Raw genomic sequence first — 23,481 nt, 5'->3', positions numbered from 1 at the left:
GGGGCCCGCTGGCTCGCGTGGCGGCTATGGCGCCGCCCAGACCGCGCCGCCCCCGACGGCATGGCAGCGCGATCCGGGCGGCAGGCCCTCGAGCGTCGTGCCGGTGAAGGCCCCGAAGGCGGGCAGGATCATCAGCCCCTGGGCCTCGCAGAAACAGGGCAGACGCTGATGCTCATGCGCGCGTCCCCGCAACACCATCGCCGGATGCAGATGCCCCGCCAGCGCGTGGGCGCCCTCGACGCGGCGCGGGTGATGGCAGGCCGCGAACGGGCCCATCCGATGCGGCTCATCGACGATCTCGAAACGCAATGACGGCGGCGGATCGCCGGCCCGGCTGTCGTGATTGCCGCGAACCAGCAGGCAGTCGACGCCCGCATGGCGCTCGCGCCATCGATGCACCGGATCGAGCACCTGCGCCTGCTGCGCCGCCGCCGCATGCAGCAGGTCACCCAGCACCACCAATCGTGTCGCGCGCTGGCCATCGATCAGCGCGCTCAGCCGGTCGAGGTTGTCGCGCGTGGTGCCCGAGGGCACCGGCTGCCCCAGCGCCCGGAAGCTCGCCGCCTTGCCCAGATGGACATCGGCGACGAAGACGGTGCGGGCCGCGGGCCACCACAGCGCGCGGGCCGGCAGCAGCCAGACCCGTTCGCCCGCCAGGCTCAGCGCGAGCGCACCCGCCGGCGCATCGGCGTGCGCTGGCGCATCGGATCCCAGGCCGCTGGCCTCATTCGATGACAGGCTCATCCGCCCATCCTCGCACCGAGTCCCACCGGCGCGTCACCGGCGCTCTTCTCGAGCTGCGCGACCAAGCGCGCGATGCGGTCGGTGAAGGACTCATTGCTGAGCTTCTCCCGGAAGCGCTCGACCATCAGCGGAAAGGCCAGCGGCGTGGGACGTTTCAGGGCATGCACCTGCAGCGTCTGCCGGCTCATCCGCTCCAGTGCCGCGGCGAGATGGCGCACGTCCAGCTCCTGCGTGAGCAGCTCCTGCTCCGCCTGCGCGAGCAGCCGGTTGCGCGGGTCGTGCTGCTGGAAGACCTCGAAGAACAGCGTCGCGGACGCCTGCAGCTGGCGGTTGCTGCGGCGCTCGCCGGGGTGGCTCTGGAAGATCAGCCCGGCGATGCGCGCGATCTCGCGGAAGCGCCGCCGCGCCAGCTCGGTCGCGTTCAGGCTGGCGAGCACCTCGCGCAGCAGCGTCTCCATCGGCCGCACCGCGAGCAGCGCCGGCAGCCGCGCGGCCCAGTCCATCGGCTTGGCGCTGAGCAGCTCGATGCCGTAGTCATTGAGCGCGATGGAGAAGGTGCCGGTCTCGGGCTGCGCCGCGCGCCACGCGATCAGGCCCGCCAGGCCCAGGTGCACCTGCCGGCCGGCGAAGGCGTGCAGGAAGAGATGCCAGCCCTCGCGCGACTTCAGCGTCTCGGCGATCAGCACGTCCGGCGCCGGCACGCCGGACCAGCGGCGCTGGACATCGATCAGCGGCTTCACGCAGCGCATCTCCGGCGAGTCGAAGTGCCCCGCGTCGGCGGCGGCGAACTCGCGCAGCACCGCGTCGGCGAGCGTGCTCGACAGCGGCATGCGCGAGCCGTTCCAGCGCGGCACCGAGGCGCGTCCGGCGGCGGCGCGCCGCACCAGCGCCGTCATCTGCTCCACGCGCACCAGCTCCAGCAGCCGGCCGCTGAACATGAAGACGTCGCCGGGGCGCAGCCGCGCGATGAAGCTCTCCTCCACCGTGCCCAGACGGCCGCCGCTCATGTACTGCACCTGGATGGCGGCGTCGCTGACGATGGTGCCGATGTTGACGCGATGCCGCCGCGCGAGGCGCGCGTCGGGCACGCGCCAGACGCCTTCCTCGTCGGGCACGACGCGCTGATAGTCCGGATAGGCGGTCAGCGACGGGCCGCCGCGGTGGACGAAGTCCAGGCACCACTGCCAGGCCTCGGCGCCCAGCGTCTCGTAGGCCACGGTGCCGCGCACCTCCGCCAGCAATTCGTCCGGCCGGAAGCCGCCGCCCAGCGCCACGGTGACCAGGTGCTGCACCAGCACGTCCAGCGGCTCGCGCGGGCTGTGCCGGGCCTCGATCTGGCCCGCGCGCACCGCCGCGCGCGCGGCGGCGGCCTCGACCAGCTCCAGGCTGTGGGTCGGCACCAGCGTGATCCGCGAGGGCCGTCCCGGCGCATGCCCCGAGCGTCCGGCGCGCTGCACCAGCCGCGCGACGCCCTTCGCCGAACCGACCTGCAGCACGCGGTCCACCGGCAGGAAGTCGACGCCCAGGTCCAGGCTCGACGTGCAGACCGCGGCCTTGATGCGGCCCTCCTTGAGCCCGAGCTCGACCCACTCGCGCACCTCGCGGTCCAGCGAGCCGTGATGCAGCGCGAGCACGCCGGCCCAGTCGGGCCGCGCCTCCAGCAGCGCCTGGTACCAGCGCTCCGCCTGCGAGCGCATGTTGGTGAAGACCAGGCAGCTGGCGCTGGCCTCGATGGCCTGGACCACCTGCGGCAGCATCGACAGCCCCATGTGGCCGGCCCAGGCGAAGCGCTCGACGCAGACCGGCAGCAGCGTGTCGATGAGCAGCGCCTTGTCGGTCTCGCCCCGGACCAGCCGGCCCTGCGCGCGGGCCTCGGCGCCGAGCAGCGTGCGCATCGCCTCGTCGAGATTGCCGAGCGTCGCCGACAGGCCCCAGGTCATCAGCGCGCCGCCGCGCTCGCGCCGGAACCGCCGCAGGCGCGCCAGCGCGAGCTGGGTCTGCACGCCGCGCTTGTTGCCCATCAGCTCGTGCCATTCATCGACGACGGCCAATCGCACCCGCCCGAGCTGCTCCCGCGCGTCGGCGCGAGACAGCAGCAGCGACAGGCTCTCGGGCGTCGTCACCAGCACGGTGGGCAGCCGCCGGTCCTGCGCGGCGCGCTCGGCGGACGAGGTGTCGCCGCTGCGAAGGCCCGCGGTCCAGCCAGGACACAGGGCCGCCATCGGCGCCTGCAGCGCGCGCAGCGTGTCGGCCGCGAGCGCGCGCATCGGCGTGATCCAGAGGACGGAGAACGGCGCCGCGAGCGGCCTACCGCCCGCTTTGTCCACTTTGCCCGCTTTGTCCACTTTGCCGGCTTGGTCCGCTTTGCCGGTTTCGCGGCCTTCGGCGCCGATCTCGCCGCGCAGCGCGGCGAGCGCGCCCAGCCACACCGCCAGCGTCTTGCCGCTGCCGGTGCTCGAATGCAGCAGGCCGCTGCGCCCGGCCGCGATCTCGGCCCAGACCTGGCGCTGGAAGGGGAACGGCGTCCAGCCCTGCGCGTCGATCCAGGCATCGACCGGCGAGGCGGTCATTCGATCGCTCCATCGCCCGTCCCCGCGGGCAGCAGCGCCTGGAGCGACTGCAAGGTGTCGGCTTCCTCCACCGGCTTGTCCTCGCGCCGGCGCAGCATGCGCGGGAAGCGCACCGCGATGCCGCTCTTGTGGCGCCCGCTGCGCGCGATGCCTTCGAAGCCGAGTTCGAAGACCAGCGTCGGCGTGACGCTGCGCACCGGTCCGAAGCTCTCGACGGTGGTCTTGCGGATGATGGCGTCGACCTCGCGGATCTCCGCGTCGGTGAGCCCCGAGTAGGCCTTCGCGAAGGGCACCAGCTGCCGCGCCGGATCGTCCTGCGGGCCGTTCCAGACCGCGAAGGTGTAGTCGGTGTAGAGGCTGGCGCGCCGGCCATGGCCGCGTTGCGCGTAGATCAGCACGGCGTCGACGGAGAGCGGATCGATCTTCCACTTCCACCACACGCCGACGTCCTTGGTGCGTCCCACGCCGTAGCGCGCGTCCAGGCGCTTGAGCATCATCCCCTCGACGCCCAGCGCCCTCGCCTGCTCGCGCTGCCGCGCGAGGTCGGCCCAGTCGGCGCCCTGGATCAGCGGACTGAGCTTGAGGCCCGGCAGCGGATGCGCCGCCACCAGGCGTTCCAGACGCGCGCGGCGCTCGTGCTGCGGGCGCTCGCGCAGGTCCTCGCCGGCTTCCTCGAGCAGGTCGTAGACGCACAGCGCTGCCGGCAGCTCGCGCAGCAGCTTGGCGCTCAGCGTCTTGCGGCCGATGCGCTGTTGCAGTTCGGCGAAGGGCATCGCGCGGCCGTCACGCCAGATGAGGATCTCGCCGTCGAGCACGGTGCCTTCGGGCAGCGCCTCGCCCATCGCGCGCAACTCGGGGAAGCGGTCGGTGATCAGTTCTTCGCCGCGCGACCAGATCGCGGCCTCGCCGCCGCGATGCACCACCTGCGCGCGGATGCCGTCCCACTTCCACTCGACCAGCCAGTCCGACGCCGGCCCGAGCGCCGCGTCGAACTGGGCGAGCGGCAGGTTGAAGGGATGGGCCAGGAAGAACGGATACGGCTGCGCGCCACGCTCCGCGCCGCCATCGGCCTCGCTCGCGGCGGGCGCGATGAGCGCGGCGTAGTCGGCCGGGGCCGGTGTCGCGCCGATGTGGGTGTAGCCCATGAGCCGCTGGGCGACGAGCTTCGCATCGAGCCCGCTCACGGCGGCGAGCGCCTGCGTGACCTGCAGCTTCGACACGCCGACGCGGAAGGCGCCGGTGATCAGCTTGAAGTAGACGAAGCGCTGCTCGACCGCGAGCGAGGCCCACTGGGCTTGCAGCTCGAGGGACAGCGCCTCGGGCGGCCGGCCGCGCAGCGGGAGCAGGAAGTCCGTCATCCAGTCGGACAGCGGGCGCTCGACGGCTTCGGCGGGCTCGGGGAGCAGCAGCGAAATCGTCTCGGCGAGATCGCCGACGGCTTCATAGCTTTCGTCGAACAGCCATTCCGGCAGCCCGGCGGCCAGGCGGGCCTGCTCGCGCAGCAGCTTGGTGGGCACGAGTTGGCGCGGCTTGCCGCCGGCGAGGAAGTAGACGGCCCAGGCCGCGTCCGCGGGCGGGGCCTCGCGCAGGTAGGCCTGCAGCGCCGACTGCTTCGAGAGACTGGAGGTCGACGCGTCCAGTTCGCGATAGAGCGCAGCGAAGGCCTTCATGCGGGCGCATCCCCTGAAGGCGTGCCAACGGCATCGGGAATCGCGGCTTCGCCGGCATCCTCCTCGCCGTACTCGGTCGTGAAGGCCTGCGCGCGCAGGCCTTGCTCATTGAGCCAGCGCACCATGACCGGCACGCTGCCATGCGTGACGATCACGCGCTCGGCGCCGGTGGCGCGGATGGCCGTCATCAGCCCGGGCCAGTCGGCATGGTCCGAGACGACGAAGCCCCGATCGACACCGCGCCGCCGGCGCGTGCCGCGCAGCTGCATCCAGCCGCTGGCGAACGCGTCGGCGGGATCGGCGCCGAAGCGGCGCAGCCACGGCGAGCGCGCGGCCGACGGCGGCGCGATCACCAGCGCGCGCGCCAGCGCTGCCTTGTCGAGCGCCGGATCCATCGCGCTGAAGGTCGGCGGCAGCGTCACGCCGGCGTCGCGATAGACCGCATTCAGAGGCTCCACGGCGCCATGCGCGACGATGGGCCCGATGGACGCGTCCACGCCATGCAGCAGCCGCTGCGCCTTGCCCAGCGCGTAGGCGTAGAGCACCGACGCGCGGCCCGCGGCGGCATTGCGGCGCCACCAGGCGTCGATCTCGGCGAACAGCGCCGCCTGCGAGGGCCAGCGGTAGATCGGGAGGCCGAAGGTCGACTCGGTGATGAAGGTGTCGCAGCGCACCGGCTCGAACGGCGCGCAGGTGCCGTCGGCCTCGAGCTTGTAATCGCCCGAGGCGACCCAGACCCGCCCGCCGTGTTCCAGCCGCACCTGCGCCGAGCCGAGCACATGGCCGGCCGGGTGCAGCGACAGGCGCACGCCGTGGTGCTCGATCACCTCGCCATAGCCGAGCATCTGCAGCGTGATGTCGTCGCCAAGCCGCCGCCGCAGGATCGCGGCGCTGTCGCGGTGAGCCAGGTAGTGCCCATGTCCCATGCGCGCATGGTCGCTGTGCCCGTGCGTGATCACCGCGCGGTCGACGGGCTTCCAGGGATCGATGAAGAAGTCGCCGGGCGGGCAGTACAGGCCTTCGGGGCGGGCGATGACGAGGTCCTCGTCCATCGTTCGCGGCTCGGAGTTTGTCGTACGCATGCGCGTCGATGCTAGTCCTGCCCTCGCACGCGGCGTGTAGGACGAGCCCGCATGTCCATGGAGCCGGCAAGCCTCCCCTGCGGCGCCGGTGTCATGCGCGAACCCCGGTCCGGGGTGTTCCGTACTGACTGGGCTTCATCACTCCGGAATGCAATGGCAATGCTTCGTTTCCTGACCCGGCCCGCCGCTCCTGCGTATGCCACCGAGGGACTGGCCTCAGACATCACGCCGGCAACGCCCCCCCTGTATGACGTCATGCTCAGGGGCAATCCGAAAGACGTCGAATCCGTGATGACGACACTGCGCGAGCAGGCGAAGAAGAACACCATCTCCCGCCATCAGCTATGCGACGCCTTCATGGCCATGAAGCCCGGTGGACGGACCGCCCTGCATTCCGGCTTCAACCCGGAACGCCTTGGCAACCTGAGGGCCTTCCTGACCCAAGTGGAAGCGGCCGTCGATGACAAGCTGTTGCATGCCTCAGACCTTCGTTCGATGTTCCTCCATATGGACCGCTTCGGTCAGACCCCGCTCCAGCTGTTCGTAGACGGAGCGGACACCAATGCGAACAGCCTCTTGGCCCTTTGCGATTGCCTGATCCGCTTGCGCAACAAGGGGGCGCTGAGCACTGACGACCTCACCTCCATCGTGCTCGCCGGCAGGGAAGGCTGGAACGCCTTCGACCAAGCGATGGAGTGGGGCCGCGTCCCACACGCGGCAACGCCCGCCCTCTTCAAACTCGCCGAGACGCTGGTGCGGTTCGAGCAGAAGGAGGTCGAGGCGAAGAAGAGAGGCCGATCGATGTTCGCGAACAAGCTGCTGCAGGCGCTGGACAAAAGGTCGATCGAGGACCTGTTCCAACTCGGCGGCACGCCTCGCGTCACAGCGCTCATCGACGGCATCAATGGCCTGCGCAACACCGGCACGCTCGATCTTGGGATCCTGAAGGCGGTCATGGGGAAGGCACTGGCAACCGCCGGCAGCGAGGTGATACCCGCGAAGGCCAGGGAACGCTGCCAGAAACAGGCCAAGGCCGCGGATGAGGACTGGTTCTCCTCAGCCGTCTGAGGCGTCGGGGCTGCGCACGCCCTCACACATCGCTTGTAGGACGAGCCCGCATCTCCGCGCGGCGGCAACTCCGGTTCGCGTCACTGGCATCGGCGGCGAACCCCGGGTCGCGGAATTCCGTACTCACTGGACCTCTTCACTGTGGAACGCAAGTCGAATGTTTCCTCTCCCGCCCCGGCAAGAAGCTCCCCTGTGTGCCGCCGACGCCATCGCGGCGCGCGCTCCAGGCACGCCAGCAACGCCCGACCTGCATGACGTCATGCTCAACGGCAGTTCGAAAGACGTGGAATCGACGATGAAGTGCCTGTGCGAGCGCGCGAGCCACAACGAAATGAACCAGGATGAACTGCGCAATGCCTTCATGGCCACGGGGCGTGACGGTCAGACTGCCCTGCATTCGGGCTTTCATCACCGGCGCCTCGACCATCTGAAGGCCTTCCTGACCCAACTGGAAGCAGCAGTCGACGCCAAGCTGTTGAAGGGCTCGGACCTTCGTTTGATGTTCATGTGCAGGAACAGTCACGTCCAAACTCGGACGCCACTGGAGCTGTTTGCGGAGAATTGCTGCTTGAAGGACAAGGCGACCGGCACGGATGGTTCCGCCAACCTCTCAGCCCTGTGCGACTGCCTGCTCAATCTTCGCAAGAAGGGCGCGCTGACCGCTGAGGACCTCACGGACATCGTGCTTGGCGAAAGAGGACGGTGCGGACCCGGCAGGAAGGGCTCCACCGCCTTCGACTTCACGACGGAAGGCATCAATGATCTCGACGCGTCGCCGGCGGCGCCCGTCCTCTTCGATTTCGCCGTGGCTCTGGCAGAAAACCATCCGAACTTCGCGAACGACATGGTGGACGCCCTGGACAGCCGCGGCATTGGCGACATGCTGTACGTTGGCGACACCCCTCGAACCCAGGCCTTCGTCGACGGCATCGATCGCCTGCTGGCACTGAAGAAGGGGGCTCTCGATCGGGGCACGCTGAGAAGGAAGATGGACGGCGCCTTGCTCCCCGTGCTAGAGAAGCTTGCCTCTCCGCCAAAATGGGAGAAGCCTGGTGATACCGCCGGGAAACGTTGCCAGGCGCTCTGGCAACAATGGTTCCCCAAGCCGCAGGAGAAGGCCGTCCCGGTGGGCTCCTCATCGATCTGAAGTCCGCGAGAAGGCTTGACGGCGGGAGGCGCCACGCCTTCCCCGCAAGCCGCCTCAACTCCCCTACACTGCCCGGACGTTCATCCACCACGGCCCGGCGGCCACCGACCGGGCCTTCCGGGGAGGGAAAGGGATGGGTCGTGTCTCCGACTGGCTGCTGCGGCACCGCCCGATCGCCTGGATCGCGGCCGCCGTCGCGGCGCTCGCGCTCGGCATCGCGGTCAGCGAGGCGCATCGGCGCTCGCTCGAACACGACTTCCACCGCGGCCTGGCCAACGCCGCCCTGCGCGAGGCCCTCGCCCTCCAGGGCCTGACCCTCACCGGCAAAGGCATGGGCGCCGTCGTGCTGGCCGGCCAGCTCAACCCCGCCCTCAAGGCCGCCGCCCAGCTCACCGACACCGACGCCGCCCGCCGCACCCGCCCCGCCGCCGACACGCTCGAAGTCCTGGCCACCAGCGTCGGCGCCCAGCAGGCCTATGTCGTCAACCGCGCCGGCCGCATCATCGCCAGCTGGGACGACGAGGGCCTGGTCACCATCGGCCTGGACGTCAGCTTCCGCCAATACTTCCGCCAGGCCCTGCGCGGCCAGCCCAACGTCTTCGCCGGCATCAGCATCACCACCGGCCAGCGCGCCTTCTGGCTGACCGCGCCCATCTACCGCCAGCCCGGCCAGAGCGGCGAGATCATCGGCGTCGTCGCCGCCCGGCTCTATGCCGACGCGCTCGACCGCTTCCTCGACACCCGCAGCTACGCCGGCGCGCTGCTCGTCTCCCCGCAGGGCGTGGTGCTCGCCGCCAGCCGGCCCGACTGGCGCATGAGCCTGGACGGCGCCGCCACGCCGCGGCGCTCGCAGGCGCTGACCGCCTCGCGCCAGTACGGCAGGCTCTTCGAGGACCCCGCCCGCACCCACACCCTGCCCTTCGCCCCCGCCGCCCCCATCGTCCAGATCGGCGGCGTGCGCCACGCCGCCGTCCAGGCCGAGGTCGCCTGGAACGATCCCGCCGGCCCCTGGCGCCTGGTGCTGCTGGGCGACCTGGAGGCGCTCGAGCCCCTCGCCACGCGGCTCACCATCGCCGGCCTGGTCGCGCTGCTGGCCTTCGGGCTGCTGGTGGCCTCGATGCGCAGCCTCGCCCACGGCGTGGCCCGCGACCGCAAGGACCTCGAGCTCCAGGCCCAGCACCGCCAGCTGCAGACGCTGCTGGCCGACCGCGAGCGCGCCCAGGAGGCGCTGCAGCAGGCCAAGGACGCGGCCGAGGACGCCACCCGCGCCAAGTCGGATTTCCTCGCCAACATGAGCCACGAGATCCGCACCCCGATGAACGCGATCATCGGCATGTCCCACCTGGCGCTGCAGACCGGCCTGGACACGCGCCAGCGCAACTACATCGAGAAGGTGCACCGCTCCGCCGAGAACCTGCTCGGCGTCATCGACGACATCCTCGACTTCAGCCGCATCGAGGCCGGCAAGCTGAGCCTGGAGTGCGTGCCCTTCCGCATGGAGGACGTGCTCGACCACCTGGTCAACCTGATCGGCTTCCGCGTCGAGGACAAGGGCCTGGAGCTGCTGCTCAACCTCCCGGCCGACCTGCCCACCGCGCTGGTCGGCGATCCGCTGCGGCTCGGGCAGGTGCTGGTCAACCTGGGCAACAACGCCGCCAAGTTCACCGACCGCGGCGAGATCATCGTCGGCATCGCCTCGAACCCCGCCGCCGCGCGCGACGCCTCGACCGCGCTGGACGCGGTCTGCACGCCGGAGGTGGAGCTGCACTTCTGGGTCCGCGACACCGGCATCGGCATGACGCCCGAGCAGCAGGCCCGGCTGTTCCAGAGCTTCAGCCAGGCCGACAGCTCGACCACGCGCAAGTACGGCGGCAGCGGCCTGGGCCTGGCGATCTGCCGGCAGCTGGTCGAGATGATGGGCGGGCGCATCTGGCTGGAGTCCGCCCCGGGCCAGGGCTCGACCTTCCACTTCACGGCCCGCTTCGCGCTGCAGCCCGAGGGCTCGGACCTGCCGGCGCGGCGCGCGCTGATGGCGCATGAGCTCGCGCGCATGCGCACGCTGGTGGTGGACGACAACCGCGCCGCGCGCGAGATCCTGTCCACGCTGGGCGCGAGCTTCGGCCTGGACGTGAGCACCGCCGCCGACGGCGCCGAGGCGATCCGCGACGCCGAGCGCGCGCAGGCCGACGGCCGTCCCTATGAGCTGGTGCTGATGGACTGGCAGATGCCGGTCGTCGACGGCCTGGAGGCCACGCGCCAGCTCGGCGACGGCCGGCTCGAACGCGCGCCCGCCGTCGTGCTGGTGACCTCGTTCGGGCGTGACGACGCGCTCACCGCCGCGCTGGCCGCGGCCGGCGGCGAGCGCCGTCCGGTGCTGCTGACCAAGCCGGTGACCGCCTCGTCGATGCTGGGCGCGATCGGCGAGGCGCTCGGCCATGCCGACCTGCCCGCGCCGGCCGCGCAGCGCCGGCGCGACTCGGCGCGCGAGGCGATCCGGCGCCTGGCCGGCGCGCGCATCCTGGTCGCCGAGGACAACGACCTGAACCAGGAGCTCGTCTCCGCGCTGCTCGAGGACGCCGGCCTGCACGTCACGCTGGCCGTCAATGGCCGGGTCGCGCTCGAGCTGCTGGCCGGCTCGCCCGACGGCTTCGACGGCGTGCTGATGGACTGCCAGATGCCGGTGCTCGACGGCTATGCGGCCACGCGCGCGCTGCGCGCCGATCCGCGCTGGCGCGCGCTGCCCGTGATCGCGATGACCGCCAACGCGATGAGCGGCGACCGCGAGAAGGTCATCGAGGCCGGCATGAACGACCACATCTCCAAGCCGCTCAACGTCGACCTGCTGTTCGAGACCCTGGCGCGCTGGGTCCAGCCCGCCATCCCCGCGGCGGATGTCCCGATGGACACGCGCTCCGGCTCCGGCCGGCGCGTCGACACGCGCCGCCCGCGCGTGCCGGTGCTCGAGGACGGCGGCCCGGCCACCGGCGCGCCGCCCGCGGGCGAGCCGCCCGCCGCCGGACCGGACGGCCTGCCGCAGATCGCCGGGCTCGACGTGCAGGCAGGACTGGCGACCGCCGCCGGCCACGTGCCGCTGTACCGCAAGCTGCTGCGCACCTTCCACGACTCGCAGACCGACTTCGCCGCCCGCTTCGCCGCGGCCTCCGCCGCCGCCGACTGGACGACGATGACGCGGCTGGCGCATTCGCTGCGCGGCGCCGCCGCCACGCTCGGCGCGCGTCCGCTGGCGGCGGCGGCCGGCGCGCTCGAGCAGGCCTGCGGCCAGCGCCTGTCCGCCGCCGAGCGCGATCCGCTGCTGACCCGCGCGCAGTCGCTGCTGGCGACGCTGCTGCTGTCGCTGGGCCGGCACCTGGCGCGCGAGGCGATGGCGCAGGGGGCCGCCGCCGCGGCGGCCACCCACGCGCCGGCGCGGCCCGCCTTCATCGACGACGCGGCCAAGGCCCGGCTGGAGGCCTTGATCCTGCGCCTGGAGCGCCTGCTCGACGACAGCGACTCCACGGCCGCCGACGCGGCCCAGGAGCTGTCGGCGATGCTCGACGGCCTGCCGCTGCCCACCGCGCGGCTGCGCGCGCTGCGCCGCGCGGCGGACGCCGCCACGCGCTTCGACTTCGACGCGGCCCTGACGCTGCTGCGCGAGGACGCGCGCCAGGCCGACACCGATCCCACATCCTCCGGGAGCACCGCATGAACGCGACCGCTTCACCGACGACCCCGTCCCTGTCGGCCCGCGCGCCGGAGACGGACCCCGATCCGACCGACGGCGCGACCGTGCTGGTCGTCGACGACACGCCGGACAACCTCGCGCTGATGAGCGAACTGCTGCGCGGCCGCTACCGCGTGAAGATCGCCAACAGCGGCGACAAGGCGCTGCGCATCGCCGGCGCGGAACCCCGTCCGGACCTGATCCTGCTCGACGTGATGATGCCGGGCATGGATGGCCACGAGGTGTGCGCCCGGCTCAAGGCGCAGGCCGCGACGCGCGACGTCCCGGTGATCTTCCTGACCGCCCGGTCCGACGTGGCGGACGAGACGCGCGGACTGGCGCTCGGCGCGGTGGACTACATCACCAAGCCCATCAGCCCGCCGATCGTGATGGCGCGCGTGCGCACGCACCTGCGCCTGAAGGCCAGCGCGGACTTCCTGCGCGACAAGGCGGGCTTCCTCGAGGCCGAGGTGGCGCGCCGCACCGCCGAGCTCGCGGCGATCCAGGACGTGACCATCCTGGCGATGGCCTCGCTCGCCGAGACGCGCGACAGCGACACCGGCAACCACATCCGCCGCACCCAGCATTACGTGCGCGCGCTGGCCGAGGCGCTGTGCGGCCATCCGCGCTTCGCCGCCACGCTGACGCCCGAGTACATCGCCACGCTGTACAAGTCCGCGCCGCTGCACGACATCGGCAAGGTCGGCATCCCGGACCGCATCCTGCTCAAGCCGGGCCGCTACACGCCGGAGGAGTTCGAGGTCATGAAGGCCCATCCGCGCCTGGGCCGCGACGCCATCGCGCAGGCCGAGGCGCAGCTGGGCACCACGGTGGGCTTCCTGTCGACGGCCAAGGACATCGCCTACTCGCATCAGGAGAAGTGGGACGGCTCGGGCTATCCGCAGGGCCTGCGCGGCGACGAGATCCCGCTCTCCGCGCGGCTGATGGCGCTGGCCGACGTCTATGACGCGCTGATCTGCCGGCGCGTCTACAAGGACGGCATGCCCCATGGGCAGGCGGCCGGCATCATCGCCGAGGGGGCGGGCCGGCACTTCGACCCCGACATCGTCCAGGCCTTCCTGCGCATCCAGCCGCAGTTCCAGGAGATCGCCCAGCGCTTCGCCGACGACGACGAGGCGCTGGCGCGCAAGCGCGAATGGATGGAGACCGTCAGTCCTCCTCCTTGACCAGACGCGCTTGACAAGACCCGACCCCGGCCCGAACACTCGGCGCTCCCGTCCGACGGCGCGCGGCGCGCCACGGGGAGCGCGCCGACCACATCCGACACCTGTCGCCGCGGGCGTTGCGCAAGGGATCAGGGATGGGTCTGTCGATTCGGAGCGAGGGCCTGCGGCAGGCGCTGTGCTGGGGGGCGATCGCGCTGGCCACCATCGCGGCCGGCATCGCGCTGAGCGCCGCGCAGCGCTGGGTGCTCGAGCGCGACCACCATCGCGCGCTGCGCACCGCCGCCGAGCGCGAAGCCGTCGCGCTGCTCCAGGAGACGCTCTCCGGCAAGGACATGGGCGCCATCGAGATCAGCGGCCTGCTCGATCCGGTCGTCAAGTCGCTCGCCCTGCAGACCGATGCGCGGCGCGCCCGCCAGGACCGCCCCGGCGAGGCCCATCTCGCCGCCATCGCGGCCTCGCTGGACGGCGACGAGGCCTTCGTGATCAACCGCGCCGGCCTCATCGTCGCCGAATGGGTGAAGCGCCCCGAGCAGCAGGCCATCGGGCTGGACCTGGCCTACCGGCCCTATGTCCAGCAGGCGCTGCAGGGACGATCGTCGATCTTCACCGCGCTCAGCGCCCGCCTGGGCGAGCGCGCCATCCTGTTCACCGCGCCCGTCTACGCGGGCTATCAGCAGTCCAGCGGCGTCATCGGCGTCATGGTGGGACGCAAGCTGCCGCGGATGCTGGACGGGATCGTCAAGTCACCGCGCCATGCGGGCGCGCTGCTGGTGTCGCCGCACGGCGTGGTCTTCGCGGCCAGCCGGCCGGCATGGGAACTCACCCTGGCCGGCGCCCCGAGCGCGGACCGGGCGCGCGCGCTGATGGCGGCGCGGCGCTACGCCGCGCTGTTCGAGGATCCCGCGGCCTCGCGGCGGCTGCCGTTCGACCCGGACGCGGCGGCGGTGGCGCTGATCGATGGCCGCCGCCTGGCCGTCGCGGCCGCGCCGGTCGAATGGAACGACCCGGCGGGCCCCTGGCGCCTGGTGCTGCTGGACGACCTCGCCGGCGCGATGTCGGCGCGCCAGCAGGTCCTGGTGGCGGCATCGAGCGCGATCCTGCTGTTCGCCGCCATCGCGCTGGCCCGGCTGATGGCGGCCCAGCGGCGCCAGAGCGCCCGCCACGTGGCGGAGATCCAGGCCCGCGCCGACCAGTTCCGGACCATCTTCAACATGGCGCCGATCGGCGTCGGATTGCTGCTCGACGGGCGAGTCGAGTTCGCCAACCCGGCGCTGGCCTCGCGGCTGGGGATGCGGCTGCAGGAGCGCTGGCCGGACCGGGCCGCCGACGACGCCAGCCGCGCCGTCATGGCCGAGGTGCTGGCCTACCGGCTCGAGCGGCGCCACGTCGACGTCCGCCTGATCGACACGGCCGGCGAGCCGCGCGACTTCCTGCTGTCCACGATGCCCATCGACTACGAGGGCGACAAGCCGGCCCTGCTGCTGTGGCTGATGGACATCACGCGGCGGCGCGAGGCGGCCCGCGAGGCGCTGCGCGCCAAGGAGGCCGCCGAGGCCGAGGCGCACGCCAAGTCCAGCTTCCTGGCCAGCATGAGCCACGAGATCCGCACGCCGATGAACGTGATCATCGGCATGTCCGACCTGGCGCTGCAGACCGGCATGGATGCGCGCCAGCGCACCTGCCTGGAGAAGGTCAACGACGCCGCGGTGAGCCTGCTCGACCTGATCGACGACATCCTGGACTTCAGCCGCATGGAGTCCGGTCGGCTGACGCTGGAGGCCGTGCCCTTCGACCTGGACCAGGTGCTGGACCACATGGTCACCCTCATCGCGCTGCGCGCGCAGGACAAGGGCGTGGAGCTGCTGCTGCACCTGCCCCATGACGTGCCGACGGCGCTGATCGGCGACCCGACGCGGCTCGGGCAGGTCCTGGTCAACCTGGCCAACAACGCGGTCAAGTTCACCGAGGAGGGCGAGGTGGTCGTCGCCATCGAGCGCGCCTCATCCAGCGCCTCATCCGGCGAGGTCGAGCTGCACTTCAGCGTCCGCGACTCCGGCATCGGCATGAGCGAGGAGGCCGCGGCGCGGCTGTTCGCCAGCTTCGTCCAGGCCGACACCTCGACGACACGCAAGTACGGCGGCAGCGGCCTGGGCCTGGCGATCAGCCGGCAGCTGGTGGAGCTGATGGGCGGCACCATCGGCGTGAGCTCCCGGCCCGGCGAGGGCTCGACCTTCAGCTTCACCGTGCGGCTGGGGCTGCAGGCGCCGGCCCAGGCGGCGCAAGCGGCGGCGCCCGTGGACGTCAGCCGCCTGCGGGTGCTGGTCGCCGACGACAACGATGCCGCGCGCGAGATCCTCGGCGCGCTGTGCGCCGGCTTCGGCATGCGCGTGGACCGCGCCGTGAACGGCGCCAATGCCGTGCAGTCCGTGCTGGAGGCCCAGGCGGCGCGCGATCCCTACGACCTGGTGCTGATGGACTGGCAGATGCCCGTCCTGAACGGCCTGGAGGCGGCGCGGTTGATCGCGGACGGACGCCTGGCCGCGCCGCCGCACGTGCTGCTGGTGACGGCCTTCGGACGCGACGAGACGCTGACGGCCGCGCTGGCGGACTTCGACCCGCGCGACCGCCCGGTGCAGCTGAACAAGCCGGTCACGGCCTCGACGCTGCTGCAGGCCATCGCGGCCGCCAGCGGCCACGCCAGCCGCCGCCCGCCGCCGGCGCCGCGGCGCCGGGCCTCGACCCGGCTGGCGATGATGCAGCTCGCCGGGGCGCGGCTGCTGGTGGTCGAGGACGATCCCGGCAGCCAGGAGCTGGCCGCCGAGCTGCTGCGCGCGGCCGGGCTGGACGTCACGCTGGCCGGCAACGGCCAGCAGGCGCTGGACCGGCTGGCGGCCGCGCCGCAAGGCTTCGACGCCGTGCTGATGGATTGCCAGATGCCCGTCATGGACGGCTACGAGACCACGCGCCTCATCCGCCGCGAGCCGGCCTGGCGCGAGCTGCCGGTGATCGCGCTCACCGCCAGCGCGATGAGCGGCGACCGGGAGCGCATCCTCGCCGCCGGCATGAGCGACCACCTGCCCAAGCCGCTCAACGTCGAGCGCCTGTTCGAGACGCTGGCGCGATGGCTCGCGCCGCGCTTTCCCGAGGCGGCCGCCGCGCCGCCGTCCGCCGCGCCGCGCGCCGGCGAACCGGCCGCCCGGCTCGAGGCGCTGCTGCGCCGGCTCACGCGGCATCTTCACGCGGGCGACGCCGGCGCGGTCGAGACCGCCGCGGCGCTGCTGCGGGAGCTGGAGGCCCACCCGCCGGCGCCGGCGCGGACCGTGCTGCTGCGGCGCGTCGCCGCGGCGGCGGCCGGCTTCCGGTTCGACGAGGCGCTGGCCCTGCTGCGCTGGGACGGCGGCGCGGCCGCCGCGCGGTGGGCGCGATGACCGGCGCCATCCGGCGGCTCATGGCCCACCGGCCGCTGCTGTGGCTGGGCGTGGCCTTGCTCTCGGTCCTGGCCGGCGTGCTCGCGGCGGATCTGGCGCGGCGCCATGAGGAAGCCGATTTCCGCGCCGGCCTGGCCACCTGGGGCGACCGGGAACTGCTGCTCCTGAAGGGCCTGACCGAGAACAGCCGCGCGATGGGCGCCGTGCGCCTGGCCGGACAGGTCAACGCGGAGCTGAAGACGGCCACGGCCGTGAGCGACGTCGACGTCGCGCGCCTCACCCGCCCCGGCGCGGACGTGCTGGCGGTGCTCACCGACCACGTCGGCGCGGAACTCAGCTTCATCGTCAACCGGGAGGGCCGCATCGTCAGCGACTGGACCCGCGGCGACGTCCAGCCCACCTCCATCGGCCAGGACGTGCGCGCCCGCCAGTATTTCCGCCAGGCGATGCGCGGCCGGCCCAGCGTGTTCGTGGCGCTGAGCCTGACCGCCTCGCGGCGCTCGGTCTTCCTGAGCGCGCCGATCTACGCGGGCAGCGGCGAGGAAGGGCCGATCATCGGCGTGATCTCGTCGCGCTACCTCGCGGAGCAACTCGATCGCTTCCTCGGCACGCGCGCCGATGCCACCGGCCTGCTCGTCTCGCCGCACGGCGTGGTCATGGCCTCCAGCGAACCGGCCTGGGTGATGACGCTGGCCGGACGCGCGTCGGCGGAGCGCAGCCGGCTGCTCGGCGTGGACCGCCAGTACGGCCGCGGCTTCGACGATCCGGCCCGCGTGACGCTGCTGCCCTTCAACCCCGCCGAGCTGACGGTGACGCTGGAAGGACGCCGCCATGCCGTCGTCAGCCGGCCCGTCGAATGGGGCGATCCCGCCGGCCCGTGGCGGCTGGTGTACGTGGCGGACCTGCGGCAGGCGCTGAGCCCGCCCGCGCAGGCGGTGATCGGCGCCCTGGCCGCGCTGATCGCCTTCGCCCTGCAGGCCGCGCTGCTGCGGCACCTGGCCCAGCGCGTCGCGCGCCAGGCGCTGGAACTGAAGCTGGAGGCGCAGGAGCGCCGCTACCTGACCATCATCGCCCGCACGCCGGTGGGCATCGGCGTGATCGCGGACCAGCGGGTGCGGGTGGCCAATCCGGCGCTGAGACGGCTGACCGGCGTGCGCGTGGGCGAGCCCTGGCCGGACGCCTACGCCGACGAGGCCAGCCGCGAGCGCGCCACCGCGATGCTGCGCGGCGCCATCGCGCCGCGCGAGGGCGACGTGGAGCTGGCGCTGCTCGGTCCGGACGGCCAGCGGCACGACTGCCTGGCGGTCTTCCTGCCGGTGGCGCTGCACCGGCGCGGGATCCTGGTCTGGCTCACCGACCTGACCGACCAGATCGAGGCCGAGGCCGACATCCGCCGCGCGCGGGAGGCCGCGGAGAACGCCACGCGGCTGCGCGCCGATTTCCTGGCCAACATGAGCCATGAGCTGCGCACGCCGATGAACGCGATCATCGGCATGTCCGACCTGGCGCTGCAGACGGAGCTGGACGCGCGCCAGCGCAACTACGTCGAGAAGGCCCGCGACGCGGCGGAGAACCTGCTCGGGGTCATCGACGGCATCCTCGATTTCAGCCGCATCGAGGCCGGCCGGCTGGCGCTGGAGCACATCCCTTTCGACCTGGGCGAGGTGCTGGACCACGCGGTGCAGGTGCTGGGACTGGGCCTCGAACAGAAGGGCGTCGAGCTGCTGCTGAACGTGCCGGCGGGCGTGCCGGCGGCGCTGGTCGGCGATCCGCTGCGTCTGGGACAGGTGCTGGCGCAGCTGGGCAAGCAGGCCGCGCGGGTGACCGGCCAGGGCGAGGTGGTGATCGCGGTGACGCCCGGCGAGCCCGGCGAGCCCGGCGCCCCGGCCGCCGGCGGCGTCCTCCTGCAGTTCAGCGTCAGCGACGGCGGGCCGGGGCTGACGCCGGCGCAGCTGGCGCAGGTGCGCCGCCAGCTCGACGAGGCCGAGCCCGCCGTCCCCGACGGCAGCGGCCTGGGGCTGGCCGTCTGCCGGCAACTCGTGGACATGATGGGCGGCCGCCTGTGGGTCGAGTCGATGCCCGGCGTCGGGAGCACCTTCCACTTCGCCGTGAGACTCGGCCTGCAGGCGGCGGATCGCGGCCCGGACATGGACACCGGCCATCACGCGCATGGCGATGCGGATGGCGATGCGGAGATCGAGGTCGATGTCGAAGGACGCATCGATGCGGACGCCGCTGCCGGCATCGGCGCCGCCGGCGTCCCGCCCGGCGCGCGCGTGCTGGTGGTCGACGACAGCCGTGTCGCGCGCGAACTGCTCGCGGCCCTGTGCCGGGCCCAGGGGCTGGCGCCGGAGATGGCCGCCGGCGGCCGCGCCGCGCTGCGGATGGCGCGTGCCGCGGCGCTCGCCGGGCGCCCCTTCGACTGGGTGCTGTTGGACTGGCGGATGCCGGAGATGAGCGGACTCTCCGCGGCGGCCCTGTTGCTGGACGAATTCGCCCAGCCGCCACGCATCGCGCTGGTCACCGCGTTCAGCAATGACGAGACGCTCTACGAAGCGATGTCGCGGCTGCCCACCGGCCAGCGCCCGCCGGTGCTCGCCAAGCCGGTGACGGCCGCCATGCTGCGCGGCGTGCTGGGCGCCGCCCCGCCCTGCGGCGGCCCCGGCGGCGCGCAGGCCCGCCGCCAGGCGGCGACCCGCGCCGCGATGCGCGGACTCGCCGGCGCGCGCCTCCTGGTCGTCGACGACATCGCCGTGAACCGGGACCTGGCCGAGGAACTGCTGTCGCGCGCCGGCATCTCGGTGACGCTGGCCGGCAACGGCGCCATCGCGCTGGCGCTGCTGCGAGCGTCCCCGGACGCCTTCGACGGCGTGCTGATGGACTGCCAGATGCCGGAGATGGATGGCTACGAGGCCACCCGCCAACTGCGCGAAGACCCCCGCTGGCGCGCCCTGCCCGTCATCGCGCTGACGGCCAACGCCACGGGCGCCGACCGGACGCGCATCCTGGCCACCGGCATGAACGATCACATCGCCAAGCCGCTGCATGCCGACGCGCTGTTCGACACGCTGGCCCGCTGGGTGCGCCCGCGCGCGGCGGACAGGCCGGACCGGGCGCAGGGCCCGGAGGCCGGCGGCGGCGTGCCGCTCAGCGCCGAGGCGCCCTCCCCCGTGCCCGCGATCGAGGGGCTGGAGTCCCGCACCGGCCTGGCCACCGCGGCCAACAACACCACGCTGTACCTGAGGCTGCTGCGCGTGTTCCACCAGACGCAGCAGGCCACGGCCGCGCAACTGGACGCGGCCGGGGAGGATCCGCAAGCGCTCGAGCGGATCGCGCACGCGCTGCGGGGCGCCTCGGCCACGATCGGCGCGATGACGCTGTGCGAGGCCGCCGCGGCGCTCGAGCAGGCCTGCCGCGCCGGCGCGCCCGCGCCGCGCCGGCGCGCGCTGGCGCGCCCGCGCCGCGCCGGCGCGCGCTGGCGGCCGAGACGCGCGCCGCGCTGGATCGGCTGCTGGGCGGGCTGGACCGGACGCTGGACGCGCTGCCCACCTCGCCCGCGCCCTCGCTGCCGCCGGGCGTGCCGATGCCGGGCGCAGCGCCCGCGCCGGCGCCCGAGGAGGCGCTCGCGCGGCTGATGACCGATCTGGCGCGGTGGCGCCGGCAACTGGCCGGCAACGACGGCGCGGCGGCCGAGACCGCCGAAGCGCTGGCGCAGGCGCTGGACCAAATCACCGGCCAGATCGGCCCGGAGCGCGCCGCCCGCCTGCGCGAGGCGGCGCAAGCGGCGGCGCGGTTCGATTTCGAGGCCGCGCTGCGGCTGCTCGACGCGGCCACGCCGCCGAGCGACGATGAACAGGCGGCGGCTCGCGCCAGCCGCTAAGGGAGCACCATGCACGACGATCATCCCCCCGCAACGACCAACACCGACGCCAACACAGACACCAGCACCAGCACCAGCACCAGCACCAACACGAGCACGAGCACGAGCACGTACACCGACGCCAGCGCCACGGACACCGCCCTCGACGCGCGCCCGACCCTGCTCGTCGTGGACGACTCTCCCGAGGTCCTGTCGCAGCTCTACGAGCTGCTGAAGGACCGCCACCGCGTCAAGGTCGCGATCACCGGCGACCGCGCGCTGCGCATCGCCGCCGAGGCGCCGCGCCCCGACCTGATCCTGCTGGACGTGCTGATGCCGGGCATGGACGGCTACGAGATCTGCCGCTGGCTCAAGGCGGACGCCGCCACGCGCGACATCCCGGTGCTGTTCCTGACCTCGCGCTCCGACGTGGCGGACGAGAGCCACGGCCTGGCCCTCGGCGCGGAGGACTACATCACCAAGCCGATCAGCCCGCCGATCCTGCTCGCGCGCGTGCGCACGCACCTGCGGCTGAAGGCCGCGGCGGACCTGCTGCGCGAACGCGCGGCCCATCTGGAGGCCGAGATCGCGCGCCGGTCCGGCGACCCGCAGGCCTCGTCATAATCGCGCGCATCGCCGCGACGCCCCTTTCACCGCCATGCCCGTCCGACCGTGCCAGGTCTTGCGCGCCACGCGCCTTCCCGCCATCCTCGTCCTCCTGCTCGCCGCCCTGACCGCGGCCGGCGCGCAGCCCCGCCCGGTGACGCCACGCGGCCCGCTCGACGCCCAGGAGCAGAACAACATCGCGGTGTTCCGCAAGCTGTCGCCGTCGGTGGTCCACATCACCACGCTGGCGCAGCAGCGCGACTTCTTCTCGCGCAACGTGACCGAGGTGCCCAGCGGCACCGGCTCCGGCTTCCTGTGGGATGAACAGGGCCACATCGTCACCAACTTCCATGTGATCCGCGGCGCCTCGGCCGCCAAGGTGACGCTGTCGGACCAGTCCTCGTACGACGCCACGCTGGTGGGCGTCGATCCCGACCGCGACCTGGCGGTGCTGCGCATCGCCGCGCCGCGCGAGAAGCTGCAGCCGGTGCCCATGGGCGCCAGCAAGGACCTGCAGGTGGGGCAGACGGTCTATGCGATCGGCAATCCGTTCGGCCTGGACCAGACGCTGACGCGCGGCATCGTCTCGGCGCTGAACCGCGAGATCGAGTCGATGACGCAGCGCACGATCCGCGGCGCGATCCAGACCGACGCCGCGATCAACCCGGGCAATTCCGGCGGCCCGCTGCTCGACTCGGCGGGCCGGCTGATCGGCGTGAACACCTCGATCTTCAGCCCCAGCGGCGGCAGCAACGGCATCGGCTTCGCGATCCCGGCCGACGAGGTGAACCGCGTGGTGCCGCAGCTGATCAAGCATGGCCGCGTGATCCGCCCGGCGCTGGGCCTGACCGCGGGCACCGACCAGCTGCGCCAGGTGCTGCGCCTGCCCAAGGGCGTGGTGCTGATCGGGCTGCGGCCCGGCGGCGGCGCGCAGCGCGCCGGGCTGCAGCCGTTCATGCGCGGCCGCGACGGCCGCATCGTCGGCGGCGACGTCATCACCGCGGTCAATGGCAAACCGGTCGGCGACCTGGACGAACTGCTCAATGAGCTCGAGGAGCGCCAGGTCGGCGACAAGGTCACGCTGTCGGTCTGGAACGGCGGCAAGACGCGCCAGGTCCAGGCCCAGCTCACCAGCGATTGATCGAGCGCCCCGATCGCCTACCCCATCCGGCGATAACCCTGACGCCGCCCCGGTCCGGGAGGCGCGCCTAGACTGCGCGCCCATGCAAGCCCGACTCTCGATCCTCGATCTCGCCCCCATCGTGGAAGGCGGCAGCGCCGCCCAGGCGCTCCATGACAGCCTCGCCCTCGCGCGCCACGCCGAGCGGCTCGGCTACACGCGCTACTGGGTCGCCGAGCACCACAACATGGACGGCGTCGCCTCGTCCGCAACCGCGGTGCTGATCGGCCAGATCGCCGCCGCGACCTCGACGATCCGCGTCGGCTCGGGCGGGATCATGCTGCCCAACCACGCGCCGCTGACGATCGCCGAGCAGTTCGGCACGCTGGCGACGCTGTTCCCCGGCCGCATCGACCTGGGCCTGGGCCGCGCGCCCGGCACCGACGGCCCGACGATGCGCGCGCTGCGACGCCACCTCGCGACGGCGCATGAGGACCGCTTCCCCGAGGACGTGCTGGAACTGATCAGCTACCTCGCGCCGGAGCAGGAGGGCCAGGTCGTGCGCGCGATTCCCGGCCAGGGCACCGAGGTGCCGGTGTGGCTGCTGGGATCCAGCCTGTATGGCGCACAGCTGGCCGCCTACCTGGGCCTGCCCTTCGCGTTCGCGTCGCACTTCGCGCCGGCGATGCTGATGCAGGCGCTCGAGATGTACCGCGAGCAGTACCGGCCCAGCGCGCGCCATCCCAAGCCGTACGCGATGGTGGGCCTGAACGTCGTGGTCGCCGACACCGATGCCGAGGCGCAGCGCCTGTTCACCTCGCTGCAGCAGCGCTTCCTGGGCATGCAGCGCGGCCAGCGCGGCGCGCTGCCGCGCCCGGTCGACAACATGGATGCGCTGTGGACGGCCGGCGAGAAGCTGGCCGTGGAGCGGATGCTGGCGGAGGCGATCGTCGGCTCACCACGCACCGTGCGCGAGGGGCTGCGCGAGACGCAGGCGCGCACCGGCGCGGACGAGTTCATCGTCGCCTGCGCGCTGCATGACGCGGCCGCGCGCCGCCGCTCGTACGAGTTGCTGGCCGGCGTGGCCGCGGAGACCGCGCCGGCCTGACGCCGGCGCTGAAGCCGCCTGGCGTGCGGCGCGCGCAGCGCACCCGCGGAATTCAGGCAGGCGGGCGCCGCGATCGGGGAGCCGGCTCCCTGCCGATGCTCAAGCTCGCGAATTGCCGCGCGCGTGCCGGCTTGCGAGCATTCCGGGCTCCGTCCTTGACGCCAGGAGCCC

The 23,481-nt window shown here is 72.7% G+C and carries 14 protein-coding genes; 10 read left to right on the top strand and 4 right to left on the bottom strand.

The features are described from left to right. Positions 1 to 24: 24 nt before the first annotated feature. Genes pdeM through ACEN96_RS11805 form a run of 4 tightly spaced genes read right to left on the bottom strand, consistent with a single transcriptional unit; the run spans position 25 to position 6,066 of the window. Positions 25 to 744: a ligase-associated DNA damage response endonuclease PdeM gene (pdeM, locus tag ACEN96_RS11820; RefSeq protein ID WP_495588206.1), complete on the bottom strand. Its 720-nt coding sequence runs from the start codon at positions 742 to 744 to the stop codon at positions 25 to 27. Further along, positions 741 to 3,314, bottom strand: a complete 2,574-nt coding sequence (locus ACEN96_RS11815; RefSeq protein ID WP_495588205.1) for a ligase-associated DNA damage response DEXH box helicase — start codon at positions 3,312 to 3,314, stop codon at positions 741 to 743. Before ACEN96_RS11815 ends, pdeM begins: the two co-directional genes overlap by 4 nt. Further along, positions 3,311 to 4,984: an ATP-dependent DNA ligase gene (locus ACEN96_RS11810; protein WP_495588204.1), complete on the bottom strand. Its 1,674-nt coding sequence runs from the start codon at positions 4,982 to 4,984 to the stop codon at positions 3,311 to 3,313. Before ACEN96_RS11810 ends, ACEN96_RS11815 begins: the two co-directional genes overlap by 4 nt. Next, positions 4,981 to 6,066, bottom strand: a complete 1,086-nt coding sequence (locus ACEN96_RS11805) for a ligase-associated DNA damage response exonuclease (protein WP_495588203.1) — start codon at positions 6,064 to 6,066, stop codon at positions 4,981 to 4,983. Before ACEN96_RS11805 ends, ACEN96_RS11810 begins: the two co-directional genes overlap by 4 nt. 51 nt (positions 6,067 to 6,117) lie before the next feature. On the opposite strand from ACEN96_RS11805, the gene ACEN96_RS11800 reads away from it, so the two are divergent. From ACEN96_RS11800 to ACEN96_RS11755, 10 genes are all read left to right on the top strand, one after another. Then, positions 6,118 to 7,134: a hypothetical protein gene (locus ACEN96_RS11800; RefSeq protein ID WP_495588202.1), complete on the top strand. Its 1,017-nt coding sequence runs from the start codon at positions 6,118 to 6,120 to the stop codon at positions 7,132 to 7,134. A gap of 157 nt (positions 7,135 to 7,291) precedes the next feature. Further along, positions 7,292 to 8,281 carry a hypothetical protein gene (locus tag ACEN96_RS11795; RefSeq protein ID WP_495588201.1) on the top strand — a complete coding sequence of 330 codons (990 nt, stop codon included), beginning with the start codon at positions 7,292 to 7,294 and terminating at the stop codon, positions 8,279 to 8,281. A 133-nt stretch (positions 8,282 to 8,414) separates the two neighbouring features. Further along, positions 8,415 to 11,987, top strand: a complete 3,573-nt coding sequence (locus tag ACEN96_RS11790; protein ID WP_495588200.1) for a hybrid sensor histidine kinase/response regulator — start codon at positions 8,415 to 8,417, stop codon at positions 11,985 to 11,987. Further along, on the top strand, positions 11,984 to 13,189 hold the full coding sequence (locus ACEN96_RS11785; RefSeq protein WP_495588199.1) for a response regulator: 1,206 nt from the start codon (positions 11,984 to 11,986) through the stop codon (positions 13,187 to 13,189). Before ACEN96_RS11790 ends, ACEN96_RS11785 begins: the two co-directional genes overlap by 4 nt. 134 nt (positions 13,190 to 13,323) lie before the next feature. Next, entirely contained in the window at positions 13,324 to 16,617 is a 3,294-nt protein-coding gene (locus ACEN96_RS11780; protein WP_495588198.1) for a response regulator, read from the top strand. After that, positions 16,614 to 20,252, top strand: coding sequence for a response regulator (locus ACEN96_RS11775; protein ID WP_495588197.1), 3,639 nt, complete (start codon positions 16,614 to 16,616; stop codon positions 20,250 to 20,252). Before ACEN96_RS11780 ends, ACEN96_RS11775 begins: the two co-directional genes overlap by 4 nt. Continuing rightward, positions 20,252 to 20,497 carry a hypothetical protein gene (locus ACEN96_RS11770; protein WP_495588196.1) on the top strand — a complete coding sequence of 82 codons (246 nt, stop codon included), beginning with the start codon at positions 20,252 to 20,254 and terminating at the stop codon, positions 20,495 to 20,497. Before ACEN96_RS11775 ends, ACEN96_RS11770 begins: the two co-directional genes overlap by 1 nt. 9 nt (positions 20,498 to 20,506) lie before the next feature. Beyond that, the gene (locus ACEN96_RS11765; RefSeq protein WP_495588195.1) at positions 20,507 to 21,100 is read left to right on the top strand and encodes a response regulator; all 594 of its coding nucleotides are present in this window, start codon (positions 20,507 to 20,509) and stop codon (positions 21,098 to 21,100) included. A 34-nt stretch (positions 21,101 to 21,134) separates the two neighbouring features. Beyond that, positions 21,135 to 22,223, top strand: coding sequence for a S1C family serine protease (locus ACEN96_RS11760; protein WP_495588194.1), 1,089 nt, complete (start codon positions 21,135 to 21,137; stop codon positions 22,221 to 22,223). Positions 22,224 to 22,305: 82 nt separating this feature from the next. Next, positions 22,306 to 23,310, top strand: coding sequence for an LLM class flavin-dependent oxidoreductase (locus ACEN96_RS11755; RefSeq protein WP_495588193.1), 1,005 nt, complete (start codon positions 22,306 to 22,308; stop codon positions 23,308 to 23,310). Positions 23,311 to 23,481 lie beyond the last annotated feature (171 nt).

Source organism: Roseateles sp. Mitsp63 (assembly GCF_059491535.1).
The sequence above is the reverse complement of the archived record's forward strand: the minus strand, read 5'-3'. Positions and strand labels throughout refer to the sequence as shown.